General features: G+C 44.9%; 4 protein-coding genes and 4 tRNA genes. 1 reads left to right on the top strand and 7 read right to left on the bottom strand.

The features are described 5' to 3' along the window. From ACQKDS_RS20050 to ACQKDS_RS20030, 5 genes are all read right to left on the bottom strand, one after another. Window positions 1–359 (bottom strand): GTP-binding protein (locus ACQKDS_RS20050; RefSeq protein ID WP_000031705.1); only part of this gene is annotated, 359 nt, incomplete at its 3' end. A gap of 109 nt (window positions 360–468) precedes the next feature. Beyond that, a tRNA-Thr gene (locus ACQKDS_RS20045) sits at window positions 469–544 on the bottom strand. An 11-nt stretch (window positions 545–555) separates the two neighbouring features. Further along, window positions 556–630, bottom strand: a tRNA-Gly gene (locus ACQKDS_RS20040). A 170-nt stretch (window positions 631–800) separates the two neighbouring features. Further along, window positions 801–885, bottom strand: a tRNA-Tyr gene (locus tag ACQKDS_RS20035). 24 nt (window positions 886–909) lie between these two features. Continuing rightward, window positions 910–985 (bottom strand) — tRNA-Thr (locus tag ACQKDS_RS20030). 478 nt (window positions 986–1,463) lie between these two features. Between ACQKDS_RS20030 and coaA the strand changes: the two genes are divergently transcribed. Then, window positions 1,464–2,414 carry a type I pantothenate kinase gene (gene coaA, locus ACQKDS_RS20025; RefSeq protein WP_399674007.1) on the top strand — a complete coding sequence of 317 codons (951 nt, stop codon included), beginning with the start codon at window positions 1,464–1,466 and terminating at the stop codon, window positions 2,412–2,414. Window positions 2,415–2,456: 42 nt separating this feature from the next. Here coaA and birA read toward each other — a convergent pair whose 3' ends face one another. Beyond that, on the bottom strand, window positions 2,457–3,419 hold the full coding sequence (gene birA, locus ACQKDS_RS20020) for a bifunctional biotin--[acetyl-CoA-carboxylase] ligase/biotin operon repressor BirA (protein ID WP_399674009.1): 963 nt from the start codon (window positions 3,417–3,419) through the stop codon (window positions 2,457–2,459). Then, the gene (murB, locus tag ACQKDS_RS20015) at window positions 3,416–4,453 is read right to left on the bottom strand and encodes a UDP-N-acetylmuramate dehydrogenase (RefSeq protein WP_399674011.1); all 1,038 of its coding nucleotides are present in this window, start codon (window positions 4,451–4,453) and stop codon (window positions 3,416–3,418) included. Before murB ends, birA begins: the two co-directional genes overlap by 4 nt. Between the last annotated feature and the right edge of the window lie 429 nt (window positions 4,454–4,882).

Here is a 4,882-nt window from a genome sequence, read left to right as displayed (position 1 = left end):
ATGTGCTCACGAGTCTGAGGCATAGGGCCGTCAGTCGCAGCTACAACCAGGATAGCGCCGTCCATCTGTGCAGCACCGGTGATCATGTTTTTCACATAGTCGGCGTGCCCTGGGCAGTCAACGTGCGCGTAGTGGCGAGTCGGGGTGTCATATTCAACGTGAGAAGTGTTGATGGTGATACCACGAGCTTTTTCTTCTGGCGCGTTATCGATCTGGTCGAATGCGCGCGCAGCGCCGCCGTAGGTTTTAGCCAAAACGGTAGTGATTGCAGCGGTCAGCGTTGTTTTACCGTGGTCAACGTGGCCGATAGTACCGACGTTAACGTGCGGTTTTGTACGTTCAAACTTTTCTTTAGACATCGATTGTCCCTCTAAGACACGGATAAATCGGTGGTATCACCACATCAACCAAGCTTATGCTTGCTGAATCCACAACAGAATGAAAATCAGGGGGCGAGAGAATAAGAAGTGGTGCTGATAGGCAGATTCGAACTGCCGACCTCACCCTTACCAAGGGTGCGCTCTACCAACTGAGCTATATCAGCACATCTTGGATTGGAGCGGGCAGTGGGAATCGAACCCACATCATCAGCTTGGAAGGCTGAGGTAATAGCCATTATACGATGCCCGCATCCTAGAACTCGGCTACCTGATTTTTCTGTAGAATTTTGGGATGGGAACAGGATTGTTGATCGCTTAATTCCTCCCCTTCGCGCTGAACAGTTTATAAAAACTGTACAACCCGAATCTCGAAGGCTTCCACCTTCGTGTCTTCCGCAGATTGACTGCCGAAGACAGTGTTGGTGGTGGGGGAAGGATTCGAACCTTCGAAGTCTGTGACGGCAGATTTACAGTCTGCTCCCTTTGGCCGCTCGGGAACCCCACCAAATTTTTCTTTTTTAGTACTTGATGGTGCCGGCTACCGGAATCGAACTGGTGACCTACTGATTACAAGTCAGTTGCTCTACCAACTGAGCTAAGCCGGCATCAAGTGCAGCGCATTCTAGGTAGAGCTGGCTGTCTATGCAACTAAAAAATTGCGTTACGCGAGCTTTTGCTCACAAATTACTCAAATCGGCGGGTTATTTGCCAATTACCCCCCTTGAGCGTGCAAATAAGCATCAGTTAACCAGCCTGATGCTACGTGCCGGTATTTATTTTTTGCTAATCTCAGCACCATGTATCACACGCTGGTACCCAATCTCCGAACACTTACTTCACGAAGACCCTACCTTCTTATCTGATGCTTCTCGACTCCATCAGTGCCTGCATAACTCACTGCAGCGATATCATTACCAATTGCGTGTTCGTTCGCACAATTGTCAGAATCTCGTGCCAATCGACAACATTTATGAAAAAAGTCTACGCCAAAAAGCCAGCTGTCTATAATATGCAGCTTGTTTATTATCTGGAGTTGGCGTCCGCCGCCATTCCCAACCTGCGTTAACAGGCAGAATTTGGCTTATGATAAAAAGAGATCCATCTTTAGCGACACCTTATCTTCAGTTCGATCGTACCCAATGGGCTGCATTGCGCAATTCAGTACCGCTGACATTGTCGGAAGAAGAGATTGTTAAACTGAAAGGAATTAACGAAGATCTCTCGTTGGAGGAGGTTGCGCAGATCTACCTGCCACTTTCGCGTCTGCTGAACTTTTATATTAGTTCGAATCTACGCCGTCAGGCCGTTCTGGAGCAGTTTCTCGGGACTGATGGACAAAAAATTCCCTATGTTATAGGGATCGCAGGCAGTGTAGCCGTAGGCAAGAGCACCACAGCCCGCCTGTTACAAGCCCTACTGAGTAGCTGGCCAGAACATCGCAGCGTGGAGTTGATCACTACTGACGGTTTTCTGCACCCTAACAAGGTGTTGAATGAACGTGGCTTGATGAAAAAGAAAGGCTTTCCACAGTCATATGATATGCATAGCTTGGTGAAGTTCGTCTCTGAAGTGAAATCAGGTGCCAAACGCGTCACAGCCCCAGTATATTCACATCTTATTTATGATGTCATTCCTGATGGCAATAAGGTCATTGAACAACCCGATATACTCATACTAGAGGGTCTGAATGTATTACAAAGCGGTATGGATTATCCGCACGATCCGCACCACGTGTTCGTTTCAGATTTTGTTGACTTCTCTATCTATGTCGATGCACCTGCAGAACTACTCCAGACTTGGTATATCAATCGCTTCTTAAAATTCCGTCAAGGTGCATTCTCTAATCCTGATTCTTATTTCCATAACTATGCAAAGCTATCTGAAGCAGAGGCGATTAATATCGCCACGAAGCTATGGAACGAGATTAATGGGCTGAATTTACAGCAAAATATATTACCCACACGTGAGCGCGCGAGTTTAATCATGACCAAAAGCGCCAACCATGCTGTTGAAAGTGTAAGACTAAGAAAATAGTTATAATTGATTAGGGGCTTTATTGCCCCCAATCAATTAGGATTATTCTGCACTTCTCAGCGATATTTCGCCACCAATAAAGGGCTTGGTTTCACCATTCTGTTCAAGCAGCAATGCACCTTGTTGATCAATACCTCGAGCAATTCCCAATATTTGTTGCTCACCAATTAATAGTTTTACCGGGCGATCGATAAAATTATCCAGATCCCGCCAACGGGAAATAAATGGCGCTAATCCTTCCTGCTCAAATTGCTGTAATGCTCTTCGCCATTCATTGAGTAACAAGGCGGCAAGTTTATTACGATCAATAGTAATACCCGCTTCCTGCAAATTAATCCAGCCCTGATTAATCACACCAGCATGAGTATCCCGCATTGCCATATTGATACCAGCACCAATAACTAACTGAGCTACATCTCCCGTTTTTCCTATTAGCTCAACCAATATCCCAGCCAGCTTTCGGTCATTCAGATATAAATCGTTAGGCCACTTGACGCGTACCATTTCTGCACCGAGTTTTTGCAATACCTCGGCCATCACAATACCAATGACCAGGCTGAGCCCCATTGCGGCAGCAGGCCCTTGCTCTAGCCGCCAAAGCATGGATAGGTATAGATTTGCACCAAATGGCGAAATCCATTGCCGTCCACGGCGGCCTCGCCCGGCCTGCTGATATTCCGCAACACAAGCATCCCCCGACTCAAGTTCAGTGATCCGATCCAGAAGATATTGGTTAGTCGAATCGACTACCGGCAATACCGTTACGCGCTTATCAGTCAACAGTTCCAGAATACGCTCTGCGTCCAGTAATTGGATCGGTGCTGGCAAGCTATAACCTTTACCGGGCACCGTGAATACATCTACCCCCCACTCGCGAAGCGTTTGAATGTGCTTATTGATTGCCGCGCGGCTCATACCAAAGTGTTCACCTAATTGCTCGCCAGAATGAAACCCACCATCAGACAATAAGGTAATTAACTTTAGAGGAACCTTTATATCTCTCATGAAAGTACCTCTACGGCGTTCACTTCACCAAGCGCATTAATGAATCTGACTTCAGGTTCTAACCATACTGTAAACTTATTAGCTACGGTGTTACGGACATAACGCGCCAAGGCAATAATATCCTGAGGAACCGCATTTTCTTGATTAATTAATACCAGAGCCTGCTTACTATGCACTGCAGCGCCACCAATCCGATACCCCTTTAGGGCACATTGATCGATTAACCAACCCGCGGCCAACTTCACCTGCCCATCAGCTTGAATAAAATGTGGCATGTTCGGATAAGATTCAAGCAGTTTATTTGTAATATTTTGATTAACAATAGGATTCTTAAAAAAGCTCCCAGCGTTACCAATAATATATGGATCGGGCAATTTACTGCGGCGCATAGCACAAACCGCATCAAACACTTGTTGAGGTGTCACGCTCTCTGGATCCAGCTTGGTTAAATCACCGTAACTCAATACTGGTTGCCAAGTCTTATTGAGCTTTAGACCCACAGCAACAATGATATAATCTGCCTTATATTGGTGTTTGAAAACGCTTTCTCGATAACCAAACGCACACCGCTCAGGGCTCATACGATCAATCTCACCCGTTCTTAAGCTCAACAGGTCAACATATTCGCAAACATCTTGTAATTCAATGCCGTAAGCACCAATGTTTTGGATTGGAGCCGAGCCTACACACCCAGGAATCAACGCCAAATTTTCTAATCCATACATGCCATTTTCCAGCGTATAACTGACCAGTTTATGCCAGTTCTCGCCTGCTCTAACATGTAGATGCCAAGCATCCTGCTCTTCTCGAACCTTGATGCCATGCAGTTTATTGATCATGACCGTACCGGAAAAATCCTCCAAAAACAGTACATTACTTCCCTCACCGAGGACGAGAAATGGTTCTTTTCGCTTTTGTGACTTTTGCCAAACCTTAATCATTAACTCGATTTTTTCTGCAATGATCAGTTGCGCAGCGTTGACCGGGAGCGCAAACGTATTATGATTTTTCAAAGACGCGCTTTCAGTAGACATAACGTTAAATATCCTCACGCAATTAATTGCCACTTAGTCTACTCGATTAAGCGTGTTTAGCTATTATTTGTTTTTATAGACGTAAATTTGAGCAACAAAACCTGACAAATATCAAATTCTCATCAGCATCATAAGAAAAATCTAATTACATTTAATAAAGTTAATTAATATATAATATCTCATCTATCTAAATAACAGCCCATTTCGAGCCTGTCTATAATACGCCTACAGGGAATAGTACTGCTTATTATCTTCGTACTTATAGGTTTATTACTCAGTTTAGACTATAGCTGATTGATAGATTGCATAAATAAATATCTTTCAATTTTGACGCAACGCAAAAAGCCCCATGCTTTCGCATGAGGCTTTCTACTTTATTTGATGCCTGGCAGTGTCCACACTATTCGTCTCTTCCTGAGACTCACCCCT

Origin of the sequence: Serratia sp. NPDC078593 (assembly GCF_050268245.1) — a bacterium.
Lineage (GTDB): Bacteria > Pseudomonadota > Gammaproteobacteria > Enterobacterales > Enterobacteriaceae > JBNNGK01.
Note: the sequence above shows the minus strand (reverse complement) of the source record. Positions and strands in the feature narration are given on the sequence as shown.

Coding starts and splice junctions, on each gene's coding strand:
- coaA (WP_399674007.1), top strand. CDS start 1,464: ATGATAAAAAGAGATCCATCTTTAGCGACACCTTATCTTCAGTTCGAT.
- birA (WP_399674009.1), bottom strand. CDS start 3,419: ATGAGAGATATAAAGGTTCCTCTAAAGTTAATTACCTTATTGTCTGAT.
- murB (WP_399674011.1), bottom strand. CDS start 4,453: ATGTCTACTGAAAGCGCGTCTTTGAAAAATCATAATACGTTTGCGCTC.